At 61.4% G+C, this 22,587-nt stretch carries 21 protein-coding genes and 1 pseudogene; 9 read left to right on the plus strand and 13 right to left on the minus strand.

Annotated features, from left to right (window positions below; genetic code table 11):
* Positions 1 to 7: 7 nt before the first annotated feature.
* The 6 genes from plsX to HW556_RS09145 form a co-directional block, all read right to left on the minus strand.
* On the minus strand, positions 8 to 949 hold the full coding sequence (plsX, locus tag HW556_RS09120) for a phosphate acyltransferase PlsX (protein WP_176899716.1): 942 nt from the start codon (positions 947 to 949) through the stop codon (positions 8 to 10).
* A 123-nt stretch (positions 950 to 1,072) separates the two neighbouring features.
* Positions 1,073 to 1,297: a 50S ribosomal protein L32 gene (gene rpmF, locus HW556_RS09125; RefSeq protein WP_176899717.1), complete on the minus strand. Its 225-nt coding sequence runs from the start codon at positions 1,295 to 1,297 to the stop codon at positions 1,073 to 1,075.
* Positions 1,298 to 1,358: 61 nt separating this feature from the next.
* Positions 1,359 to 1,904 carry a YceD family protein gene (locus HW556_RS09130; protein WP_218136891.1) on the minus strand — a complete coding sequence of 182 codons (546 nt, stop codon included), beginning with the start codon at positions 1,902 to 1,904 and terminating at the stop codon, positions 1,359 to 1,361.
* A gap of 54 nt (positions 1,905 to 1,958) precedes the next feature.
* Positions 1,959 to 2,327 carry a helix-turn-helix domain-containing protein gene (locus HW556_RS09135; RefSeq protein WP_176899718.1) on the minus strand — a complete coding sequence of 123 codons (369 nt, stop codon included), beginning with the start codon at positions 2,325 to 2,327 and terminating at the stop codon, positions 1,959 to 1,961.
* 298 nt (positions 2,328 to 2,625) lie between these two features.
* Positions 2,626 to 3,684, minus strand: coding sequence for a 4-hydroxythreonine-4-phosphate dehydrogenase PdxA (gene pdxA, locus HW556_RS09140; RefSeq protein WP_176899719.1), 1,059 nt, complete (start codon positions 3,682 to 3,684; stop codon positions 2,626 to 2,628).
* Positions 3,685 to 3,887: 203 nt separating this feature from the next.
* Positions 3,888 to 5,339 carry a leucyl aminopeptidase family protein gene (locus HW556_RS09145; protein WP_176899720.1) on the minus strand — a complete coding sequence of 484 codons (1,452 nt, stop codon included), beginning with the start codon at positions 5,337 to 5,339 and terminating at the stop codon, positions 3,888 to 3,890.
* Positions 5,340 to 5,634: 295 nt separating this feature from the next.
* Here HW556_RS09145 and rsmA point away from each other — a divergent pair, with 295 nt between their 5' ends.
* Complete coding sequence (gene rsmA / locus HW556_RS09150; protein WP_176899721.1) at positions 5,635 to 6,423, plus strand: 16S rRNA (adenine(1518)-N(6)/adenine(1519)-N(6))-dimethyltransferase RsmA; 789 nt, start codon at positions 5,635 to 5,637, stop codon at positions 6,421 to 6,423.
* 74 nt (positions 6,424 to 6,497) lie between these two features.
* Here the strand turns inward: rsmA and HW556_RS09155 are convergent, their stop codons facing one another.
* Positions 6,498 to 7,430, minus strand: coding sequence for a DUF3078 domain-containing protein (locus HW556_RS09155; RefSeq protein WP_176899722.1), 933 nt, complete (start codon positions 7,428 to 7,430; stop codon positions 6,498 to 6,500).
* 215 nt (positions 7,431 to 7,645) lie between these two features.
* Between HW556_RS09155 and HW556_RS09160 the strand changes: the two genes are divergently transcribed.
* The 3 genes from HW556_RS09160 (at position 7,646) to HW556_RS18915 (ending at position 10,360) form a co-directional block, all read left to right on the plus strand.
* A complete protein-coding gene (locus tag HW556_RS09160) occupies positions 7,646 to 8,596 on the plus strand; it encodes an NAD(P)-dependent oxidoreductase (RefSeq protein ID WP_176899723.1) in 951 nt (316 codons plus the stop codon).
* A gap of 239 nt (positions 8,597 to 8,835) precedes the next feature.
* Positions 8,836 to 9,309, plus strand: a complete 474-nt coding sequence (greA, locus tag HW556_RS09165) for a transcription elongation factor GreA (protein WP_176899724.1) — start codon at positions 8,836 to 8,838, stop codon at positions 9,307 to 9,309.
* A gap of 139 nt (positions 9,310 to 9,448) precedes the next feature.
* Complete coding sequence (locus HW556_RS18915; protein WP_176899725.1) at positions 9,449 to 10,360, plus strand: nuclease A inhibitor family protein; 912 nt, start codon at positions 9,449 to 9,451, stop codon at positions 10,358 to 10,360.
* A 76-nt stretch (positions 10,361 to 10,436) separates the two neighbouring features.
* Here the strand turns inward: HW556_RS18915 and HW556_RS09175 are convergent, their stop codons facing one another.
* The 3 genes from HW556_RS09175 to HW556_RS09185 form a co-directional block, all read right to left on the minus strand.
* Positions 10,437 to 11,543, minus strand: coding sequence for an AI-2E family transporter (locus HW556_RS09175; protein ID WP_176899726.1), 1,107 nt, complete (start codon positions 11,541 to 11,543; stop codon positions 10,437 to 10,439).
* Positions 11,544 to 11,724: 181 nt separating this feature from the next.
* A complete protein-coding gene (locus HW556_RS09180; RefSeq protein WP_176899727.1) occupies positions 11,725 to 12,855 on the minus strand; it encodes an MFS transporter in 1,131 nt (376 codons plus the stop codon).
* A 177-nt stretch (positions 12,856 to 13,032) separates the two neighbouring features.
* The gene (locus HW556_RS09185) at positions 13,033 to 14,466 is read right to left on the minus strand and encodes a DNA/RNA non-specific endonuclease (RefSeq protein WP_246289578.1); all 1,434 of its coding nucleotides are present in this window, start codon (positions 14,464 to 14,466) and stop codon (positions 13,033 to 13,035) included.
* A gap of 106 nt (positions 14,467 to 14,572) precedes the next feature.
* Here HW556_RS09185 and HW556_RS09190 point away from each other — a divergent pair, with 106 nt between their 5' ends.
* From HW556_RS09190 to HW556_RS09210, 5 genes are all read left to right on the plus strand, one after another.
* On the plus strand, positions 14,573 to 15,586 hold the full coding sequence (locus HW556_RS09190; RefSeq protein WP_176899728.1) for an endonuclease/exonuclease/phosphatase family protein: 1,014 nt from the start codon (positions 14,573 to 14,575) through the stop codon (positions 15,584 to 15,586).
* A 78-nt stretch (positions 15,587 to 15,664) separates the two neighbouring features.
* Entirely contained in the window at positions 15,665 to 16,123 is a 459-nt protein-coding gene (locus HW556_RS09195; RefSeq protein ID WP_176899729.1) for a hypothetical protein, read from the plus strand.
* 117 nt (positions 16,124 to 16,240) lie between these two features.
* Complete coding sequence (locus HW556_RS09200) at positions 16,241 to 16,657, plus strand: hypothetical protein (protein WP_176899730.1); 417 nt, start codon at positions 16,241 to 16,243, stop codon at positions 16,655 to 16,657.
* A 57-nt stretch (positions 16,658 to 16,714) separates the two neighbouring features.
* Positions 16,715 to 17,164: a hypothetical protein gene (locus HW556_RS09205; protein ID WP_176899731.1), complete on the plus strand. Its 450-nt coding sequence runs from the start codon at positions 16,715 to 16,717 to the stop codon at positions 17,162 to 17,164.
* A 96-nt stretch (positions 17,165 to 17,260) separates the two neighbouring features.
* Entirely contained in the window at positions 17,261 to 19,042 is a 1,782-nt protein-coding gene (locus tag HW556_RS09210; protein WP_176899732.1) for a DUF885 domain-containing protein, read from the plus strand.
* A 180-nt stretch (positions 19,043 to 19,222) separates the two neighbouring features.
* Here the strand turns inward: HW556_RS09210 and HW556_RS09215 are convergent, their stop codons facing one another.
* From HW556_RS09215 to HW556_RS09225, 3 genes and pseudogenes are all read right to left on the minus strand, one after another.
* On the minus strand, positions 19,223 to 20,668 hold the full coding sequence (locus tag HW556_RS09215; RefSeq protein WP_176899733.1) for a toxin-antitoxin system YwqK family antitoxin: 1,446 nt from the start codon (positions 20,666 to 20,668) through the stop codon (positions 19,223 to 19,225).
* A gap of 133 nt (positions 20,669 to 20,801) precedes the next feature.
* Complete coding sequence (locus HW556_RS09220) at positions 20,802 to 21,983, minus strand: acetyl-CoA C-acyltransferase (RefSeq protein WP_176899734.1); 1,182 nt, start codon at positions 21,981 to 21,983, stop codon at positions 20,802 to 20,804.
* A gap of 274 nt (positions 21,984 to 22,257) precedes the next feature.
* A pseudogene (locus tag HW556_RS09225) lies at positions 22,258 to 22,587 on the minus strand (hypothetical protein); the annotation flags it as partial.

Raw genomic sequence — 22,587 nt, forward strand, 5'->3', positions numbered from 1 at the left:
CCGAAAATCAGGACTTGAAAGTAGCTTTAATTTGGTCGGCAATGCCGGCCGTGGCCATTTGGTAGCCTTGCAGCAGCATATTGCAGATGGCTTTGGGCGTGCTCACGCCATGCCCGATAATGGCATTGCCGTTAACGCCCAAGATGGGAGAACCGCCCACCGACTCGTAGTTGAACTGCTCGAAAAACGGGTCGTGGAAGTTTTTGTCAACCAGCGCATCGTACACCGACTCCGCCATTTTCAGCAGCACGTTGCCCGTAAAACCGTCGCAGATAATGACGTCGGCTTTCTCGTTGAACAGGTCGCGGCCCTCGATATTGCCGATGAAGTTGATGTGCGGGTTGACTTTGAGCAACTGGTGGGCCGCCTGGGTGGCCGCCGTACCTTTGCCTTCTTCCTCACCCAGGTTCATCAGGCCAACTTTGGGCCGTTCGATGCCCAGCACATACTGGGCATACAAGGAGCCCAGCTCGCCGAATTGCTCCAGCATTTCGGGTTTGCAGTCGGCGTTGGCGCCCACATCGAGCATGATGCAGGTGCCGCCGTGTAGTTTGGGAACGAAGTTGGCAATAGCCGGGCGTAGCACGCCGGGCACAGCCTTTACGCTGAACATAGCCCCCACAAGCATAGCCCCGGTGTTGCCGGCCGAGCAGAATGCCTCCACCTCGCGGGTGGCCAGCATGCGGTAGCCCACAGCAATACTCGAATCCTGCTTGTGCTGGTAGGCTTTGGCAGGATGCTCGCCCATCTCAATAATCTGCGAAGCAGGCACCAGCATAAGGGCCTCGGCGGCGGCCCCGTGCGCGGTCAGCAACGGCCGCACGGCTTCCTCCTGACCAATAAGCACAATCTGAGCCTTGCCTGCCAGCTGTTGAGCGGCAAGCACGGCCCCATCGACGGCGGCTTGGGGAGCAAAATCGCCTCCCATTGCGTCCAGGGCTATCTTCATGAAAGAAAAGTCAAGAGGGTCGAAAATTTTTGAGCTGTCAGCTAATAGCTGTTAGCCGTTAGCTTCTGTTTTGGCAAAAGCTAACAGCTAACAGCTATCAGCTATCAGCTTAAAAAAGGAAGGCTATTCGTCGTCGCTGTCGAGCGGGGCGGCAGCGGCTACGGGAGCGTAGTTCTTGATGGCAACTTTACCATTCAGGTACAGGTCACCGTCAACTACGTAGGCCTTGTGGCGCAGGTGCAGTTCGCCCGTATTCGAGCAAAGGGTTACGGCCTTGGGAGTGAGGTGGTAGTGGCTGCGACGTCTGTCGCGGGCGGCGGAGGAGGTCCGGCGTTTAGGATGAGCCATGAGAAGAAAACAGTGAAAAAATGGAAAAATTTAAAAGTAAAAACTCAGGCGGACTTAACGCCTAATTGAGGTTGCGGAGGGCGTTCCAGCGCGGGTCAGATTCATCCTCATCGTCGGCGGCATCCTCGCCGCGGGTCGTGAAGATGAGCTTGGTTTTGGCGTCGGGCTCGTCGTCGGGCTCGTTCTGGAAACGCGGGTGCAGCTTCTTCATCGGCAGGGCCAGCCCTACAAAGTCGAACAGGTGCTGGGCCAGCGGCAAAGTCTGGGCGTCGGGCGTGATTTGCAGCACGTTGTCGTCGAGCTCCTTGTTTTCGTCGCCGAAGCGTACCAGCAGCTGCTCGTGCGCCTTAATGTCCTGGTCGTAGTCGTCGAGACTCCGGTCACACACCTGGCGTACGGTGCCGTTCAGGTCGAAATCAACCGTGATGAGGCGCTCGGTTTTATGCAGCGTTACGTCCACATGCACGTTGCCGTCCGGAATCAGCTCCTGATCGAATTGCTCGAAAAAGGCACTATCGAGCGTGAACTCGAAGTGGTGCGTTTTATCGGCCAGCCGGGCTATGTTGATGGTAGTAGGCGAATCCTTTTTCACGGGAGGTAGTGGCAAGGGGGCAAAAGTAGGCACTTTTGCCCGGTATGTACAAGGTGGTGCGGGGCGGGGTCAGGCGTTTTTCAAAATGAAATCCGAAGGTATCCCCAGCCGCTCATACAGACGTTTGGCTAAGTCGAGCGTTACGCGGCGCTTACCGCTCAGGATCTGCGAGAGGCGCCCGGCGGGCACTTCGAGCAGCTCGGCCAACTCCTTTTGCTTGAGGCGCATCTGCTGACGCTTGAGCTCAATCATCTCGGCCAGCGAGGTGGGCAGGTTCGGAATCGGGAGCAGGCCTAGCTTGCCTTCGTAGATATCGAGGGCCGCAATCAGGGTGCGAAACTCAGTCTCCAGCACCTCGTTGCCTTCCACGCCCGCGGCCGCCAGCGCATCGAGGCGGCGCAGGGCAGTACGGTAGTCAATGGGAGTCTGGAGGAGCATGTAGTTACGCTGATAGCCACTAGGCAAGCAAAACGCCGGAGCCTAGTGGTTCCGGCGTTTCTACTGCAAAGGTAAAGAGCAATTCTGAATTCGCAAAGAAACTTTCGATTTTGGAAAGAAAGTTTCGAAAAAGGGGTGATTAGGTGATGGAGTGTGGAGGAACGTCATTCAGAGCGCAGCGAAGAATCTCGCGTGCTCATGTTCGGTACCGTCAGTCCGACGATTACGAGCGAGATTCTTCGCTGCGCTCTGAATGACGTTCCTCCACACTCTACATAACCACTCTTGTCACCGTCCACTACTCCCTTCTACCCCTGTCGCGCGGAGCAGGGCTAGGGATAAGAGGTTTGATTTCGGCTTCGGCCTGGCGGTATTTTACCAGTTCGCAGGCCAGGTACAAGGCTTCGCGGAACGATGTTTCGTCGGCTTTGAACTGACCGGCGAGGCCGTAGGCGGTTCCGTGGTCGGGGGAGGTGCGGATGACGGACAGGCCGGCCGTGTAGTTGACGCCCCGCTCGAAGGCCAGGGTTTTGAAGGGAATCAGGCCTTGGTCGTGGTAGAGCGACAGGGTAGCGTCGAACTGCTTGTACTGGCCAGTGCCGAAGTAGCCGTCGGCGGGGTAGGGGCCGAACACCAAGTGGCCGCTCTGGAGCAGCTGCTGAATAACGGGCGTTACCACGGCAGCCTCCTCGGTGCCGAGCAGGCCGTTTTCGCCGGCATGGGGGTTAAGGCCCAGCACCGCTACGCGCGGCTTCTCGATGCCGAAGTCGTTCTTCAGGGAGGCCAGCAGAATCCGGAGCTTATTGGTGAGCAACTCTTTGGTAAGGCGTGCGGGCACATCCTTGAGCGGGATATGGCCCGTGGCGGTGGCCACCCGTAGTTCGTCGGCTACGAGCAGCATCAGGCTCTCTTTGGCTTCAAAAAAGCTGGTCAGGAACTCGGTGTGGCCGGGGAAGCGGAAGTCGTCGGCCTGGGTGTTTTCCTTGCTGATAGGGGCCGTAACGAGGCCGTCGAGCAGGCCGGCCTTAAGGTCGCGGGCGGCGGCGAGCAGGCTTTGGCGGGCGGCTGCGCCGCTGGCCGCGCTGGGCTGGCCGGGCGTGAGCTGCACGTCGTCATCTTCCCAGCAGCTCACGGCGTTGTGCTTGCCGGGAGCAATGTCGGCCGCCTCGCGCACCTGCCGGAACCGCAGCGGCTCGTGGTTGGGGTCGGCGGGGAAGTCGTCGAAGAGTACGGCGGCCGTGCCGTACACTACCGGCGTGCAGAACTTGAGCAGGCGTGGGTCGAGAAAGGTTTTATAGATGACTTCGGGCCCGATACCGGCCAGGTCACCGACGGAAATACCAATTCGTGGGAGCATTCTTTATTTGGAGCTTAGTGCTTCGTTGTTAGTGCTTAGGCAGTCTTTGGTGGGCTGGGCAAAAATAACGGTGTCATGCTGAGCGCAGCGGAGCGAAGTCGAAGCATCTCTACCGTTTTATTGCAGTCGTCAGGATTAGCGTTGCAGTAGAGAGGCTTCGGCAAGCTCAGCATGACACCGTTATTTCCCCCGTCGTTCTGATACTACGCCCGGCCTTTCAGATACTCATACGTTAACCTGACTGCCGTGCCGGTGCCGCCTTTGCCGCGGTACGAATCGGGGGCGGTGAGGAAGGCAGGTCCAGCAATATCGAAGTGGACCCAAGGATAGCCCTCGGCGTAGCGCTCCAGGAACTTGCCGGCCGAAATAGCGCCGGCCTCGGCCTTGCCCAGGTTGGTCATGTCGGCAATGGGGCTCTTGATGTGGTCGGCGTACTCATCCCAGAGCGGAAACTCCACCAGACGCTCGTGAGTGGTGTTGCCGGCTTTCTTCAGGTCGGCCATCACCTCCTCGTCGGCAGTACCCATGTATACGATGCCCTCGATGCCGATGGCGCGGGCGGCCGAGCCGGTGAGCGTGGCGTAGTCCATCACCAGCTCGGGGTTGTATTTCTTAGCGAAGGCTAGGGCGTCGGCCAGAATCAGACGACCTTCGGCGTCGGTGTTGAGCACTTCCACGCTCAGGCCGCTGTACATAGTAATTACGTCGCCAGGGGCCAGGGCGGGGCCGCCGGGGCGGTTGTCGGTGGCTGGTACCAGTCCGATTACGTGCAGCGGAACCTTGTTTTTGGCCAGCGCCGTGAGTACGCCTACTACTACGGCTGCGCCGCCCATATCGCACTTCATCATGTCCATGCTGTTGGGCGTGGGCTTGAGGCTGAGGCCGCCGGTGTCGAACACCACGCCTTTGCCTACCAGCACAATTGGCTTGGCATTAGTGGCGCCGGCCGGCTTGTACTCCATAATAGTGAACGTGGGCGGCTCGGGGCTGCCTTGGTTTACGGCCAGCAGGCCACCCATGCGCAGGGCTTCAATGCGTACCAGGTCCAGTACTTCCACCTCAAAACCAGCTTCCTCGCCGGCCTTCTCGAATTGCTGTGCCAGTTGGGTGGCGTTGAGGTGGCTGTAGGGCTTGTTTACCAGGTCGCGGGCCAGGTACACGCCCTCCAGCACGCCCGCCAGCTCGGCCACCTTCTGCTCCGATAAATCGGGGCCGACCAGCGTGAGCCGCTGCAGGGTGGGGGCTTGCTTGGATTTCTCGTCGGTTTTGTAGCCCGCGAACTGGTAGGCGGTCAGGGCGATGCCTTCGGCCAGGGCCAGCGAAGCGCCGGCGGGCGTGAGGTTGCAGATGAACAGTTCCTCCACCTTATCGGCCTTGAGGCGGGCGTGCAGCTTGTGGCCGGCTTTGCGCAACGCCTCCAGGCCCAAAGCCGACGTCTTCTTTTCCTCGGCTACTATATAATAGTGCTGGTGGCTGTACTGGTTGACAACGACCAGCTTCTCGTCGGCGGCCAGCTGGGCGGCCACGTACTGGCGGGCGGCCTCGGGCAGGTCGGCGGCGGCCGTTACGGGCAGCTCGGTGGTGCCGGCGGGCAGAATGAAGACCGTGCTGGCAATGGCGGGAAAATCGGCGGCGTAGGCTAAGGTCAGGGACATGGGCGGGATAGAACTGGAATGAAGCACCGGCCGAAACGACCGGCCGCGGCGTATCTTTGGCCGTGAAGGTAGGAAGTTTAGGAGTTTAAGGATTGAAATAACGTCATGCTTCATCTGCCGTTCGCGGAGTCGGAGCATCTCTACTGCCTCGTTGCTAAACTAGGCTGACGTTAAGAATACCATTGCGGTAGAGATGCTTCGACTGCGGCTGCGCCTTGGCTCAGCATGGCGGGAATCCTTTCTATTGCGGGCTCCTACCCATACTGCCTGCTCCTCCGCCACTCACTAAGCCCAAATGGATTCCGTTAAAGCCAAAAAGCACCTCGGTCAGCACTTTCTCAACGACCCCAACATTGCCCGCAACATTGTGGAGGCCCTGCGCCTGCCCGATGGCGTGAAGCACGTGCTTGAAATTGGACCCGGCATGGGCGTGCTTACCCAGACACTGCTGCAGCACCCGGAGTACGAAACCGCGGTGGTGGAAATCGACCGCGACTCAGTGGCCTACCTGCAGAAGCACTACCCAGCCCTTGAGGACCGGATTTACTCCCAGGACTTCCTGAAAATGGACCTGACGGCGCTCTACGGCGAGCAGCCGCTGAGCATCATCGGCAATTTCCCATACAACATCAGCACCCAGATTTACTTCCAGATTCTGGCCCACCGTCAGCTGGTGCGCGAGAGCGTGGGCATGCTGCAAAAGGAGGTAGCCGACCGCTTGGCCACCGGCCCGGGCTCGAAAACCTACGGCATCCTGAGCGTGCTGCTCCAGGCTTTCTACACCATTGACTACCTGTTCACGGTGCCTCCGCACGTGTTCAGCCCGCCGCCCAAGGTGCAGTCGGCCGTTATCCGCCTCACCCGCAACGACACCGTGCAGTTGGCCTGCGACGAAAAGCTGTTCTTCCGGGTCGTAAAACAGGCCTTCCAGACCCGTCGCAAAACCCTGCGCAACGCCCTCAAGCCGTTCGGCATGCCCCCCGAAACCACAACAGATGCCGTGTTCGACCTGCGGGCCGAGCAGCTCAGCGTGGCCGACTTCGTGGACCTGACCAACCGCGTGGCGGCGAACAAGAGCGAGTAAAGTTACCAGTGTTGCTTGTCAGACGGTGTAGGGGCGGAGGCAAGTCTCGCCCCTACACCGTCTTGGATGCCTTGCTACTTCTTCTCCTGGAAATTCTGCACTGAGTAGATGAGGCCCAGCGTGAGGCCCTGGCTGTATTGCAGGGCGGTGTCTTGGTCATAATCATAAAGCATGATGCCGGTCAGGGCCACATTGACATAGCGGTTGACTTTGGCCGTGAGGCTGGCGTCGAGGCGGTGGTCGATGCGGCGCAGGGCGAAGTCGGAACCATAGTTGACGAACAGCAGGTAGCGGGCCTTCAGGTTCACGTTGGTGGCAATGTCCTTGTCAAAATCGGCCAGAATTTGGGCGGCCAGCACCTCAAAGCGGGTGGAGTGGCCCAGGTTTACGCCGTAGGGCTTTTCGCCCAGCGCGGCCACAAACCGCTCGGGGCGGCTCACCACCGTCAGGCGTGGGGCGAAGGGCGAGAGGCGCAGCTTGAAGTAGCTGGTGGGGTGGTACTCGAAGCCGTAGGCCGCCGTGATGAAAGCCGGCGCGAAGGTGGAAGATACCAACTGCGCCTGCTGCCGGCCGTTGGCATCGTCGGAGTACTTGTAGCCGGGGGCGAACTGGGTGAGCAGATTCAGCGAGACGAACATGTCCCAGTTCGGGCTTATTGCCCGGCCGTACTTGGTGTCCAGGTAAATCCGGTCGAGGCTTTTGCGGTAGCCCTGGCCTTTGTTCGAAACGAAGGCATAGAGCAAATCGGCCTGATTATCCCAACTGTGAATGCCCTGCTGATAATCGGCTTTGGCATTAATGGAGGCGTTTAGCCCCAGCGAGCTAACGCCGCCGCCGCGCCAGTTGGACGAGAGCAGGCCCTGCTGAAAGTTAAGCGTTGAGGTGAAGCTTTTCTTCCAGGCGGAGTCGGGCACCGCGGCCGCATCGGGCGCCGTTTGCGCTGCTGCCTGCCAAGGGCCCCAGGCTGCCAGTGCGAGTAGCAGAACCAGAGTAAAGGCGTGTTTCATAAGGGCTGGGGTAAGCAATAAAGCCAGTAGTGGCGGGCTAAAGGTATTAAATGATCGATTGGGCTATACGTGAAAAGGAGGGGAGCCCGCGCAAAATCAGGCCGCTTCCTGACGGGTGGCCGTGTGGTACCTGAAGCCCACTCCGGCGGCTGGTTGGGTCAGATTGCAATACCTTCGTTCAATCGTTTGCCAACCGCCATTCTTACCCGAAAAAGATGTCTCTCTGCCTCGTCGTCGACGAAATGCACCCCAGCCTGCCGGCGTACTTGGAGCCACTGGGCCTGACGCTGCACTACCGCCCCGACCTGCGGGCCGCCGAGGTACCGGCTGCCCTGGCCGCCCACCCATACGAGGGGCTGGTGGTACGCTCGAAGCTGCGCGTCACGCGCGAGTTGCTGGCCCACGGCCCGCAGCTGCGCTACGTGTGCCGCGCCGGGGCCGGAGTCGATAATATTGATGAAGCCGCTCTGGCCGATGCGGGCGTAACGCTGCTGAATGCCCCCGAGGGCAACCGCGACGCGGTGGGCGAATACGCCATTGGCCTGCTACTGGCCCTGTTTCGGCACCTGCCGCGGGCCGATGCCGAGGTGCGGGCCGGGCAGTGGCAGCGCGAGGCCAACCGGGGCGAGGAACTGGGCGGCAAAACCGTGGGTCTGCTGGGCTACGGGCACATGGGCCGGGCATTTGCGCGCCGTCTCAGCGCGTTCGGCTGCACCGTGCTGGCCCACGACCACGAACCCGCCTGCCCGCCCGATGCGTACGCCACGCTGGTGCCGCTGGCCGAGCTGCAGGCCCGCGCCGAGGTGCTGAGCCTGCACATTCCGTACGAGAAGGCCAACCATCATTTCGTGAACGAGGAGTTTTTGGCCGGTTTCCCGAAGGCCATCTGGCTGCTGAACACGGCCCGGGGCGAAGTGCTCGACCATGCCGCGCTGGTGAGCCGCCTGCGCACCGGCCAAATCAGGGGTGCGGCCCTCGACGTGCTCGAAAACGAGAAGCTCGCCACTCTCAATGCCGAGCAACAGGCCCGCTTCGAGTACCTGCGCACGGCGCCCAACGTGGTGCTCGCGCCCCACATCGGCGGCTGGACGGTCCAGAGCTATGAGCGCATTAATGCCGTGCTGGCCCGCAAGCTGGCGGCGTTTTTACAAGAGGGGAGAGGCTGAGGGTTTGCAAGGCGAGTAGAAACATTGTTCAGAGCGCCGCGAAAGATTCTGCGTGAATTCATCGCACGACTGTTGCAACGTCAGGTCGCAAGATTCTTCGCGGTACTCTGATTGACATTGCACCGGCCCGCATTCAGAGAGTCGCCGATTTTCGTATATTTGCCTGCACCTACCAAGGGGAGAACGGCCAGCCACGCTGGCCGTTCTCCTTATTTTTTTGAGCTAATTCCACCCATGTCATGTCTACCATCAACTACTATACGCCCGAAGGTCTACAGAAGCTCAAGTCCGAGCTGCAGGACCTCAAAATCAGGGGCCGGGCCAAGGCCGCCGACGACCTGCGCGAGGCGCGTGACAAGGGCGACCTGAGCGAAAACGCCGAGTACGATGCCGCCAAGGACGCCCAGGGCCTGCTGGAGCTGAAAATTGCCAAGCTGGAAGAAGTGCTAGGCAACGCCCGCCTGCTCGACGAAACCAACCTCGACCTGAGCAAGGTGCTCATTATGAGTAAGGTGAAGCTCAAAAACCTCAAAAACAACATGGTGCTCGACTACACGCTGGTAGCCGAGGAAGAAGCCAATCTGGCCACTGGTAAAATCTCCGTTAAGTCGCCCATTGGCAAGGGCCTGCTGGGTAAATCGGTTGGCGAAACGGCCGAAATAACGGTGCCGGCTGGCAAGCTGCAATTTCAGGTACTGGAAATCAGCCGCTAGCTTCGTCAGAGGCGAGAAATCAGATGTGAGAGGTGAGACCCGGTTTGGGCCTCACCTCTTCTTTTTTGCGCTATGTTCGTAGACTTACCGCCGTAGCATTCAAAACGGTCATACTCCACTTCTCACTTTCCAAAAAAATATGGCGTCCATTTTTTCGCGTATCGTGGCCGGCGAACTGCCTGCTTATAAGGTTGCCGAAGACGAGCATCACCTGGCTTTCCTGGATATTACGCCGCTCGTGGAGGGGCATACGCTCGTTATTCCGAAGCGGGAGGTGGATTATATCTTCGATTTGCCGCCGGCCGAACTGGCGGCGTTGTACCTGTTTGCCCAGCGCGTGGCGGCCGGCGTGCGGGCCGCGGTGCCTTGCAAGCGCGTGGGCGTGGCCGTTATCGGGCTCGAAGTGCCCCACGCCCACATCCACCTGATTCCGATGAACAAGGTGGCCGACATGAACTTCGCCAACCCCAAAATAAAGGTAGACGAGCGGCGTATGAACGAATTGGCCGCCGCCATCGGTGCCCAGGTGCCCACCGTGGTGTCCGGCACACCCGAAATGCCCGCCGACCCGCGCGACACTAAAGGCGGCCGCGAAACGGTGGAAGCCTCTGAGCCCGATGCTTTCCAGGCTCCAACTCCCGACGACGCCTCGGCTGCTGATGACGCACCCTCGGGACCCTTGCATGAAATGACCAAGGGCCTCACCTACATGAGCGAATCGGAGGCGCCGCTGACGGCGGTGAGCTTCGCGGCCCCAGCTGGCGGCCTTACCGACGAGGCGCTGGCCAAATTGGCCGGAGTACCCGCCGGCACGCCCGTAGAACGGCAGGAGCTGACCTACTTCCTGCGCAACCACACCGCCGACGATGGGGTAACCGGCAGCGCTGAAACGGCCAACCGCTTCAAGCAGCTACAGATGTTTTTGAAGCAGGAGCTGAGCGGCACGCAGGTCTACCGCTTCGGCAAAGGCCCGCAGGTGCCGGTGCTGGTGCTCGGCGCGGGCGAAGGGGGCCAGCTGCAGGGCTTCAAAACGGTGCTCACCGAAACCTAGAGCAGCTTACGAATCTGTGAAAAGGCTGTAGAGACGCGACCCTTCGCGTCCCTACAGCCTTTTTTGCTGCGGTTGATTAGAATGGCTGTGGCTCTTGCATACCTTCCTCCGGCGACGTTGGCGCTGGGGTGGCAGTAGCGGGCCCAGTGGGCTCGGACTGGAACCGTTTGAGGATATGGTTTTCACGCTCGAACACGCCTACCAGCACAATGAGGTAGGAGAGCAACAGCGGCCCCATCACCAGGCCCAAAATCCCGAATAGCTCGACGCCCAGCACTACCCCGGCCAGCGTAATGAGCGGGTGAATGTCGCCCATGCGCTTGGCCAGCAAGATGCGCAGCAGGTTATCGATGTTGATGATGACGATGACGCCTACCAGCAGGATGCCCACACCCTGGCCTGTATCGCCCTGGGCCAGTTTGAGGATGGCCGCCGGACCCCACACCAACGGCGTGCCCAGCACCGGAATAAAGGCCGTGAAAAATGCCAGCGTACCCCAGAATAGCGCGTCTTTCACCCCGAAAACCTGCAGTGTGAGCAGCGTGAGCAAGGCCTGCACCAGCGCAATGAGTGCCTGACCCAGCACGTTGGCATTCACCGTGTTGCGCAGCGCGTCGCCCAGCTCCTGCAGCGTGCCCTCGCGGAAGGGCAGGTAGCGGCGCAGGCCCCGCAGAAAGGTTTCTTCCTGCACGAACATAAAGTAAAGCGTGAATAGCATCAGGCCAATGACGACCAGAAAGTGCAGCAGCCCGCTGGCCAGCGACGGGATGCGGGTGCTCAGCCAGGCCACTATCTGCTGCACCAGTTCGCGCACATTAGTTTCGGTGGTGAACTGGTAGCCGGTTTTCTGCTCGATCAGGTGCAGCACCGTCATAATCTGGCTCGTGTCCTGGGCGTAGAGGCGGATGCGGTTGACGAGCATCAGCACCAACCCCGTGAAGGGCATAATAATGACGACCACGGAAAACGCCAGCAGCACGGCCGTTACCAGCTGCCGGTTCCAACCGCGGCGGTGCACCAGGGCCGCAAACCAGGGCCGTAACACTACATAGAGCACCCCGGCCCCCAGAAACGCCGTAATGTAGGAGCCCAGCCCCAGCAGAATCAGCGTTGCCAGGCCTACAAGGCACACAATCAGCAGCACATACTGCTGGCGGGGCGTGTAGATGTTTTCGGAAGCCATAAGCCGGGGGCATCAAGGGATGAAAGTCAAAAGTAAAGGCTTGCCCGGCATTCTACCGAAACCTGCACTACAACCTGCTTACCCGCGTCGGATGGCTGGTTGTCGGCTCCGGTAGTTTAGGGCCCTGGCAGCGGCCGGTGGCCATATGTGCCGGCTTCTGACTGTCAATCCGAGACTTCCATCAGGCCACCTTTCGGCCCAGCGCGGCTACGGCCAGGCCCATTATAGCAATAAGGGCGAAGGAAACGCGCAGGCTGCTGAGGCCGGCCACGAAGCCGATAAGCGGCGGGCCCAGCAGAAAACCTGTGAACCCAACGGTGGTAACGGCTGCCAGCGCCATACCCGCCGGCATGGTGGTCGAGCGGCCCGCCGCTCCGTACACCAGCGGTACCACTGCCGCCGTGCCCAGGCCCACCAGCATAAAGCCCAGCGTAGCCGCCCACAGCGTTGGGAAAGCCACGGCCAGCAGCAGCCCGGTGGCCTCCAGCAGCCCGCTCAGCACCAGCGTGCGGCGGCGGCCGAAGCGGTCAATAAACCAGTCGGCCACGAAGCGGCCGGTGGCCATCAGGGCCATGAAGGCGGCGAAGCCCAGGCCCACCCAGGCCTCGGGCGCCTGCACTACCTGCCGGAAATACACGCCGCTCCAGTCGAACATGGTACCCTCGCATAGCAGCGAGCAGAACGCCAGCACCCCCAGCAGCAGCAACGGGCGGTCGGGCAGGGCCAGCAGCGGGGCACCGGGCGGACGGGGCGCATCGGCGGGCAGCAGGCGTGGGGCCAGCAGCAGCAGGGCGGGCAGCACGAGTAGCGCCACTCCCGCAAAGTGGTACAATGGCCCGACTCCCTGCCCAACCAGCAGTACAGCCAGCCCGGCCCCCGCAAAGCCGGCAAGGCTCCAGAGTCCGTGAAAGGTAGCCATGATGGAGCGCCCGTACAGCGCTTCCACGCCCACGGCCTGGGTATTGACGCCGATGTTGCCCAGCTCCCCGGCCATCCCAAACAGCACCAGCGCCGCCAGCAATTGGGGCACGGTGGCGGCCAACCCCAACAGCGGCAGCCCTAAACCATAAAGCAGCATGCCCAGCAGCACCACACGGCGGCTCCCGAAGCGGCTCACGAGCCAGCCCGCCAGCGGCAGCGTACCCAACGAGCCCACCGGCAGCGCCAGTAGCACCCCGCCCAGCTCGGCCGGCGACAAACCCAGCCGAGCTTGCACCGCCGGAATCCGGGAGGCCCAGGAGGCAAAGCATAGCCCCTGCACGGCAAAGGAGGCCGCCACCGCCCAGCGGTAGGTTTGGCGAGTATGGGGCATGGGCTATTGGTGGGCGAGTCTGTTTTGGGAGAAGGGAGGGGGAAGAGAGAACGTCATGCTGAGTGGAGTTGAACCATCTCTGCCGCTTCGTTGAATATTATGGAGAAGCAGTAGCGATGCTTCGGCTCCGCTCAGCATGACGTTCTTTTCTAACGGCTACGAGCTGCCCGCCACTTTCTACCGCACGGGCCCGCTGTCTATCTGCACCTCCAGCCGCTCCTGCGCGGCTATGGGCAGAGTCGAGAGCAGGTCGAGGCCGGTGGCGGCTTCCAGGGCATCGACGCTGACGCGGTAACGGCTCCAGTCGGGGCTCACCTGCTGGTCGTTGGGCGTGTCGATGGCCAAGATGCGGGCCTGACCGGACGCAATGCGCTGCAGGTCGTTGGAGCCGGCGGGCAGCACCACCAGCACCTTCCAGACGCGGGCCGGCACCGTTATGCGGCCCTCATCGATAGTCGTTTTGAAGCCCTGCAGGCCGGTGCCACCCTGCCCGTAGCTGCCCATGATGATGTACACTTCCTGCCCGAGCTGTACCTGGGCGCGGGTCCATTCTTCGAGGTTGCCCCAGGTGCGCTGGTTGTTGTTGGCGGCCTGCGGAATCATGTTGGTCATCAGGAAGGTAGCCGAGTTGTCGTCGAGCGTGCGGGTGCGGTCGGCGCTGGGGCAGTTGTGGCCCCGGTCGAAGCCCGAGCCGCTGTAGCTGCGGGAGGTGGCGGCGTAAAACTGCCGGGGCAGGGCCGGATCGGGCCGGAAATCGTCCTGGCGGGGGGCGCTGCCCATATCGGCGGCGCCCAAGTGCCAGCTCACCCAGGTAGGCGTGCCCCGACGGGCATGGTAGCCCACCGCGTACTGGGGCCGCGTGAGCAGGTAGTTGTTGGGCGTGTTCAGCGAAGCCGTGGCCCCGCTGGGGTTGCCGAGGGCCAGATTGTCGTCGGGCTGAGAAACGGGCGACTGGGGAGAAGGAGCAGGGTTGCGAGCCGGAGCCGACGGTGGGCCGGGCTGCGTTGCCGGGCCGCCGGCCACGGGGGCGCCAGCGCCGGTTTCGAGGCCGATGTCATCGATGTTGAGGCGGCCGGAACCGGCGTCGGTCTTGCGGATTTCCAGCCGCAGACTGCGGGCACTGCCGCCCTCGAAGGTGGTGGTAAGCAGGCGCGGGCCCTGGGTGCGCACGGGCTGGCCGATGCGGCGGTAGCTACGGCCGCCATCCTGGCTGCCCCACAGCTCCCAGGTACTGGCCGCATCCTGGCCGTAGGCAGCCGAGCTGATGCGAATAAGCTGCACGCCGGCCGGAGCGTCGAAGGTCATGGTGAGGCGGCCGCCGGTGCGCAGGCGGGCCGCGCGGGCTCCCCGCTTATGGTCCTGATCGGAAGCGCCGATTAGGGCCTCGGTGAGCTGCCAGGCGCCCGTGCCCAGCGTTTCAGTGGCGGTGGCGTAGCTGCCCTTGGTGCCGGCCTCGAAGGTTTCGGGAAAGCGGCTGGTAGCTTGGGCCGGAGCGCTCTGCACGGCAATGGCCGGCGGACCGGTGGGGGCGGGTGGGCGGAGGGTTTCGGCGGGCTGCTGCGAGCAGGCATTCAGCAGCAGCGAAAGCAGGGCGGGGGCAAGGCGAATCATGGAGGCAATATACCCGTCCGGATGCTGGCCGCCACCGGAGTTGCTAGACTTCTTTGGTCAGCCGGCCGTAAAAAGGCTGTACTCCTGTCATCTTCTTTCCCTTTCTATGGCTCGCCTACAACAGCTTCTGCTCAATACCTTGCTTGTTACTAGTGTGTTGGCGCTCATTATTACGCTTGCCTCCCTGCTTACGGCCCAGGTCTGGTGGCTGAAGCTGCTCGACTTCCCGCGCTTCCAGCTGCTGCTAGTGCATGTAGCGGCGCTGGTGGGGCTGGGGTTGCTGTTGTGGCTAGGGCGACGGCAGCGGCAGGGTGCCCGGCGTGCGGTACTGAGTTTAAGCTTGCTGGGGGCAGCCGTACAGTCGTATTTTCTGGTGCCCTACCTGCCGCTAGCCCCGCGGCCCGTGCCCGATGCCACCGCCGCCCAAGTGGCCGAGACCACTGCCCGCCTGCGCCTGCTCGAAGCCAATGTGCTGCAGAAAAACAACCGCGCCGACCTGCTACTGGCTGTTATAGACGAGCAGCGCCCCGATGTGGTGCTGGCCCTCGAAACCGACCAGCGTTGGGTAAATGCGCTCCGCCCGCTGCGCCGCACCTATCCCTATTTCATCGAGTTGCCCCGGCCCAATACCTATGGCATGGCGCTTTACTCGCGCCTGCCGCTGCTGAATCATCGAGTGCACAACTTCCAGGAACAGAACGTGCCTACCATCATCACCGATGTGCGCATGCCCAACGGCCAACTGGTGCGCCTGTACGCCGTGCATCCCACGCCGCCGGTGCCCAGCAGTCACCCCACCAGCCTTAGCACGCCCGACCTGGCACTGCTGCAAGTTGGCCAGCAGATAGAGCGAAACCCTGGTCCGGCACTGGTGCTGGGCGACTTCAACGACGTTTCGTGGTCGCATACTACCCGCATGTTCGAGGCCAGCGGCGAGTTGAAGAACGTACGTCTGGGGCGGGGGCTGTTCAGCACGTTTAATGCCCATATCTGGATGACGCGCTGGCCCCTCGACCACCTGTTTGTAACCAAACAGTTCCGGGTAGCCAAGTTGGAGCGGCTGCCCGGCATCGGCTCCGACCATTTTCCGCTGCTGGCCGAGGTGGTGCTGGCCGAGTAGGACCAGGAAGAATCGGCTGGATTTTTGCCCACTCGCCCGCGGCTTCGGGCCAATCCTCCACCCTTACTTTTTCTGCACATGAAAAGCATTCTACTCGCGGCCGCGCTGGCCCTGACCAGCCCGGCTGTTTTTGCGCAGGCAACCCCGGCGGGGAATCTGACCGCTGATAAGAAGGACAACACGCTGGTTGTAGAGCTGCCACAGGAAGGGGTGGCGGCTTGGCAACGCGTGGCGCAGGTGCTCACCGACCGGGGCTACCCGTTTGCGCACAGTGATATAAACCTGCTGGCCCTCACCACCGCCTTCAACCCCCTCAGTAGCACCAGCAGCCTGAGCGTGTCGGCCGTAGTCCGGGGCCATCAACTGACGCTACGTGGGCGTTCCGAGTCCGTTTCGGTGGTGGGTACGCCGAGCCAGCTTACCACGGTGCGGCGCAGTACTTCGCTGGGCGGGGTCAGTGAGGGGTGGCAGGAGCTGGAGGCCATTGCCCGGGAGCTGGGCGGTACAGTACGGTACTCGCGCCTAGTGGTCCGATAGGCACCTCCGCGCTGGGCCACCATATCGACGGGTGTTTGCCTCGCCCTTCTTGCTGCTTTTACACTCTATTTTCTGCTTATGCTACGCTACGTACTTCTGTTATCCGGGCTGCTGTTTATGACTGCGGTTCCAACCTTCGCCCAAACCGGTGGGTTGCGCACCAAGCCCATCGATTTCGACAACACCATTGTGCTAACGCTGCCCGATGAAGGCCAGGCGGTCTGGAAGCGGGCCGGCCGGCTGCTGGCCCAACGAGGCTACCCGGTGCGTTTTGCCAGTCCCGAACTACTCACGCTCAGCACCGAGCCTGTTGGCAGTTACACGCAGCGCCTGATGGGCATTACGTTCGTGGTGGAGGGGCACGAGTTGCGTTTGCAGGGCTACTACCCAAGCGGAGAGAATGGGGCCAGTTGGCTGAGTGTGATGGAGTATACTAATGGTCAAGGTATTCGGGGCCGTAGCTGGAAGGAGTTGGAGGAAGTGGCCAAGCTCCTGGGCGGCACCGTGCATTACACCCGTGCGCCCACCCACTAATTACCCGGTCCGGCCTCATAGCGGGGTCGGGTTTCCTGTTTTATATCATGTATTGCTATGAAAAGGCTCCTATTTCTGCTGCTGATGACCTTTGCCGCGGTTCCAACATTCGCTCAGCTCCTCGAGCTACACGCCCAACCCGACCGCACCGACGATACCATCGTGCTGGCGCTACCTGATGAAGGCCAGGTGGCTTGGAAGCGGGCCGCCGCAGTGCTGGTGGCCCGCGGCTACACCCTGCGCCATTCCGACGCTGAATTACTCACGCTCAGCACCGATTTAACCAACCTCGAATCGAACCCGATCATGAGTATTTTCGTGCATGTAACGGGCCACCAGCTGCTACTGCGCGGGCGTTGTATAATGAGCACTAATTTAACCGACGTCCCGCAGGTCGTGCGCCGGGGTGGGTTTTTGGGTGGTATCAATACCGAGTGGCTCGAGCTGGAAGCCATTGCCCAAACGCTGGGCGGCACGGCTACTTACTACAACTCGGCGGCGCGGTAGGCGGTAGGGCCAGAGGAGGGCAGAGCGCCGGCGCAACGCCTACCCCGCTACTCTCGTCCTTGCCGTGTACCTTGCCTGCTAACCCGCCGCTCCTTTATGAAACATCGCTACTCCCTGCCCGCCGCCGTGCTGCTGGCCGGTGCCAGCCTGCTGGCCGCCTGCGACTCGGGCAACAAGCCTACTACCGGCACCGCCGAAACCGCCGACGCGACCTTCGACGACTACAAAAACCGGTTCATCGATTCGCTCTGGTACTACAACCCCGAGTGGGCTTCCTCCCAGGGTTTCCATCGCTACGACTCGGTGCTGATAGTGCCCTCGGCCGGCCGTCGGCAGACGGAGGCCGCCGCCATTGCCCGCCGGGCCAAGGAGCTGCAGAGCTTCGAGCTGGGCAAGCTGTCGGTGAACAACCAGACCGATTACCGGCTGATGCAGAACTACCTAGCCTCGGCGCGCTTCTACAACGATACGCTGCGCACCTGGGAATGGAACCCGGCCAACTACAACATAGGCGGCTCGGTGGCCGAGCTGCTCAACGGCCGCTACGCGCCTCTCGACCGGCGTTTGCGCGCTATCAGCCAAAAACTCATTCAGGTTGCTGATTACTACGAGGCGGCTAAGCAGAGCGTCAAGCGGCCTACCCGCGAGCATACTAACCTGGCCATTCGCCAGAACCAGGGTGGCCTGAGCGTGTTTGGTCCGGCGCTGCTCGATTCGGTGGCCAAATCGGGGCTTAGCGCGGCAGAGAAGCAGGAATTGCGCGAGCGGGTGGCCACCACCCGGCTGGCTATGGAAGGCTACATCAGCTTTCTGCAAACCGAAGTACTGCCGGCCGGGAGCTTCCGCAACTTCCGCATCGGGCCCGCGCTGTTCAACCGCAAGTTTGCCCTCGATATTCAGAGCCGCTACTCGGCTGATGAGGTGTACCGGAAGGCCCTGGCGCACCGCCAGGAGCTGCTGGCTGATATGAAGGTTCGGGCTCTGCGCATCTACCCTAAATACGTGCAGTATCAGGCCCTGCCGCAGGATACGCTGGCCATTGTGCGCGACGTAGTGGCGGCCCTTTCGCGGGAGCATGCCACGCCCCAGCGGTTCGTGGACGCCGTACGCGAGCAGATGCCCGAGCTGGTACGCTGGGTGAACGAGCACGATTTGCTGACCCAGGACCCCACTCAGCCGCTGGTGGTGCGCGAAACCCCGCTCTACATGCGTGGCAGCGGAGCCGGCGCCAGCGTTTCGGCCCCCGGCCCTTACGACAAGGGGGCGGATACCTATTACAACGTGGAGCCCATCGTGGATTTGCCGGCTCCCCAGGCCGAAAGCTATCTGCGCGAGTACAACACCTACACGCTCCAGATTCTAAATATCCACGAGGCTATTCCGGGTCATTACACCCAGCTCGTGTACGCCAACCGCAGCCCTTCGCTCATCAAATCCATCCTCGGCAACGGGGCCATGATTGAGGGCTGGGCCGTGTACGCCGAGCGCATGATGCTGGAAAGCGGCTACGGCGGCAACACCGACGAATTCTGGCTGATGTGGGACAAATGGAATATGCGCGTCACGCTCAACGCCATCCTCGACCATGAGGTGCAGGCCGGCACCATCACCGAGGCCAAGACCGTGGAAATGTTGCGCCGCGACGGTTTTCAGGAAGAGGCCGAAGCCCGCAACAAGTGGCTGCGCGCCACCCTCAGCCAGGTACAACTCAGCTCGTACTTCACCGGCTACACCGAAATCTACGACCTGCGCGAGGAGCTAAAGCAGAAGCAGTCCAAGGAGTTCAACCTCAAAGCCTTCCATGAGAAATTCCTCAGCTACGGCAGCGCCCCGGTAAAGTACATTCGGGAGATGATGCTGGCGAAGGAAAAGAAGTAGACAAGCTGATGTGTTGAGCGGATTCACGCATTCGTATTTGCGAGCGAAACGAAGCAATACGCTCCTGTAGCGCTACCGCCCCGATAAGCCAAAAGCCCCTGATGCCAACACGGACATCAGGGGCTTTCTGCTTTGTAGAATTGCTTCGCTTCATTCGCAATGATAAGCGAGTTTGCGCCGCTACTTTTTCTTCTTCGCGGGAGCGGTACTCTTTGCCGGCACACCACTGCCAGCGGGCACTACCTGGCCGTTGCGGTAGGTTTTGCGCTCCTTCACCGTGGTGCCATCGGGACCGAAGTAGGACCATACGCCGGTTTCCTTGCCGTTGCGGAACGCGCCGCTGGCTTCGGGCGAGCCATCTTCGCGCAGCAGGCGGTAGGGGCCGGTTTTGAGGCCGCGCACGTAGGTGGTTTCGGCCTGCAGCTTACCCGAGGGGTAGTATTCCTGCCCTAGCCCGGCAGGCTTGCCGTTCTCAGCCAGGAGCTTGCTTTTAAGCGTGCCGGTGGGGTAGTAGGTAAGCTGCTCGCCGCCAAGGCGGCCGTTCTGGTAGGTTTCGAGCTGTTGCACCTGCTTACCACCGGAGAAATAGGTGCGCCACTGGCCCACAGGCAGGTTGTTCTTGTACTGCTGCTCGCGCTGCATGGTGCCGTCCTCGAAGTAGCTCACTATTTTCCGGTCGCGGGCCTGGTTGCTATACTCGGTTTTCTGCCGGGGCTTGCCCGTTTCGTAGAAATCCTGCTGGGTACCCACCAGCGTGCCCTGGCGGTACGTCATGGTACTCCTGACAGCGCCGTTTTCGTGGTAGGATTTAGCGGGGCCGTCGAGGTTGTTGGTGCCACCCGCTAGGGAACGGGCCTGCTTGGTCAGGTCGTCGCCGAGTGGGTTTGTCACGGCCCGGCCCACCAGCGGCACGGCCACGTAGGTGCCTTCGGTCTGGAGCTGGCCCGAGCGGTAATAGCTGCGGTAACGGCCCCGGCCGGTCTGGTCGGCTAGCACTTCGGTTTCGAGCTGGCCGTTATCGTAGTACGTTTTGTAGGGACCGGCCAGCAGCCCGCGGCGGTAGCTGCCCTCGCTCTGAAGCTGGCCGTTTTCGTAGTAGGTTTTTACTGGCCCGTTGGCCTGCCCGTCGGTAAATGTTATTTCGGCTTTGGGCTTGCCCGAGTCGTACAGCTCGCGCACCAGGCCCGAGGGTTGGCCCTTAGCCAGCGTCGTTTCCATCTTGATGCGACCATCGGGGAAGAAGTAGCGCAGTTCGCCGTTGGGCTCGTCATCGGCGAAGGAGCCTTCCTGGGCGGGTTTGCCGGTGTCGTAGTAGGTTTTGAAGGGCCCCTGGCGCACGCCGTCCTTGTAGGTTACTTCGAGCCGCCGGCCGCCGTTGGGGTGAAACTCCACGTAGGAGGAGTCGCGCTTGCCGGCCGTGTAGCGGGTCTGGGCTTCGAGCTTACCGGTGTAATAAAACCGCTTGTACGGCCCCTGCATCACGGTGTCGGCCCCTACTAGCGCCGAGTATTTCTCCCGCGGATGCACCCGCGTCGAGTCGAAGTAGGTTGTCAGCCGCCGCAACTTTTGGGCCTGGGCGGCACTGGTGGCAGTGAGGAGGAGAATAAAAGCGGGCAGAAATCTCATAGCGACAAGAACGGGGAAAAGGGCGAAGTAGTGCCTTGCGGGCAGGCGGGCAAACAAAAGCCCTGCCGCAAAAGGTGCGGCAGGGCTTTCAACTCGAAACGGGAGTCTTCTACCGGATCAGCGTAATCTGTGGTTATACTTTCTCCAGCACAATGCTGCTGGCACCACCGCCACCGTTGCAGATACCGGTAACGCCGATTTTGCCACCCTCATTTTCGAGCACGCTCAGCAGCGTAGTCACGATCCGGGCACCGGAAGCACCCAGTGGGTGGCCCAGCGAAACGGCCCCGCCGTACACATTTACCTTATCACCTTCCAAGTTCAGTAGCTTGTTGTTGGCCAGCGAAACCACCGAGAAAGCCTCGTTGATTTCGTAGAAATCCACCTCCGAAGCATCTATGCCGGCATGCTTGAGCGCCTTTGGAATAGCCAGGGCCGGCGTGGTGGTGAACCACTCGGGGGCCTGCTCAGCATCGGCGAAACCCCGGATGATGGCCAGCGGCTTGATGCCCAGTTCGTCGGCCTTCTCGCGGCTCATGAGCAGCACGGCGGCAGCGCCGTCGTTGAGGGTCGAGGCGTTGGCGGCCGTTACGGTGCCTTCCTTGGTGAAGGCGGCGCGCAGGCCGGCGAACTTGCTGAAATCGGCCTTCAGGTACTCCTCGTCGTCGGAAATAACGGTTTCCTTGCCGCGCACCGTGATGGTTACGGGCACGATTTCGTCCTTCTTCTTACCGGCTTTGGCAGCGGCAGCGCTACGCTCGTAGCTCTGCTGAGCAAAAGCGTCCTGATCTTCGCGGCTGATGCTGTAATGAGCGGCCGTGGCGTCGGCGGCGTTGCCCATGGCGTAGTCGTTGTAGGGGTCCCAGAGGCCGTCCTTCATCAGGCCGTCAATCATCTGGCCATTGCCGTACTTGGCACCAAAACGGGCTTTGTCGAGGTAGTAGGGCACGTTGCTCATGCTTTCCATGCCACCGGCCATTACCACATCGGCCTGGCCCAGCATAATGGCCTGAGCGCCATACATGATAGCTTTCGAGCCCGAGGCGCACACTTTATTCACCGTCGTGCATTCCACGGCATCGGGCAGGCCGGCTTTCTTGGCGGCCTGGCGGGCCGGAGCCTGGCCCAGGTTGGCCGAAATAACGTTGCCCATAATCACCTGCTGCACTTCCTTGCCATCAACGCCGGCCTTTTCCAAGGCACCCTTAATGGCAATAGCGCCCAGCTCTACGGCCGACAAAGAGGCCAGACTGCCGCCAAACGAGCCAATAGGGGTTCGCACAGCGGCTACGATTACTACTTCCTTGATTTGCATAAGTTGAATTAGGTGGGGTGAGATTAGAGCTTAAAGGTACGAAAGGTGAAATAGTGAGTTGGCTGCGGAGAAATAGTGGTTTGGTGAGTGGTTCATTCGATGACCGGTAAAGGCGTGTCATTCTGAGCCAAGCGAAGAATCCCGCGTGCAATGCTAAATCTTGACGACAGGGTTTGTGGTGCGCAAGATTCCTCGTCTCCGCTTAATGCGCGGAATGCTCAGAATGACACCCCATTTTCACTGCTACCTCAGTATCCTATTCCCTTCCTCGGCGCTACCACGCCGGCTTGTTTTTGTCGCGGGGGGTGGTGGCTTTGCGCGGGAGCTGCTGCAGATACTGCTGCTCGGCCGTACGCAGGGCTTCGAGCAGCTGGCGGGCCTGGCCAGGGCTCAGGTTCATTTGCTGCAGGCGGGCGCGTTGGGTTTGCTGGTTGGCTTCATCAAGGCCCGCGGCTTCGGTGCCACCACGGCCGCTGGTGCCTCCGGGAGCCGCCGGACTATCCGCTTCGTCGCTGAGTCCGCGAACTGTGCCGGGCTGACTACCGCGGGCCACGTTACGTTCGGGCCCCGCGCCGGGCTGGAAGCCGCCGCTGGCCGCACCGCC

It is taken from the genome of Hymenobacter terrestris (assembly GCF_013377905.1).
Taxonomy (GTDB): domain Bacteria; phylum Bacteroidota; class Bacteroidia; order Cytophagales; family Hymenobacteraceae; genus Hymenobacter; species Hymenobacter terrestris.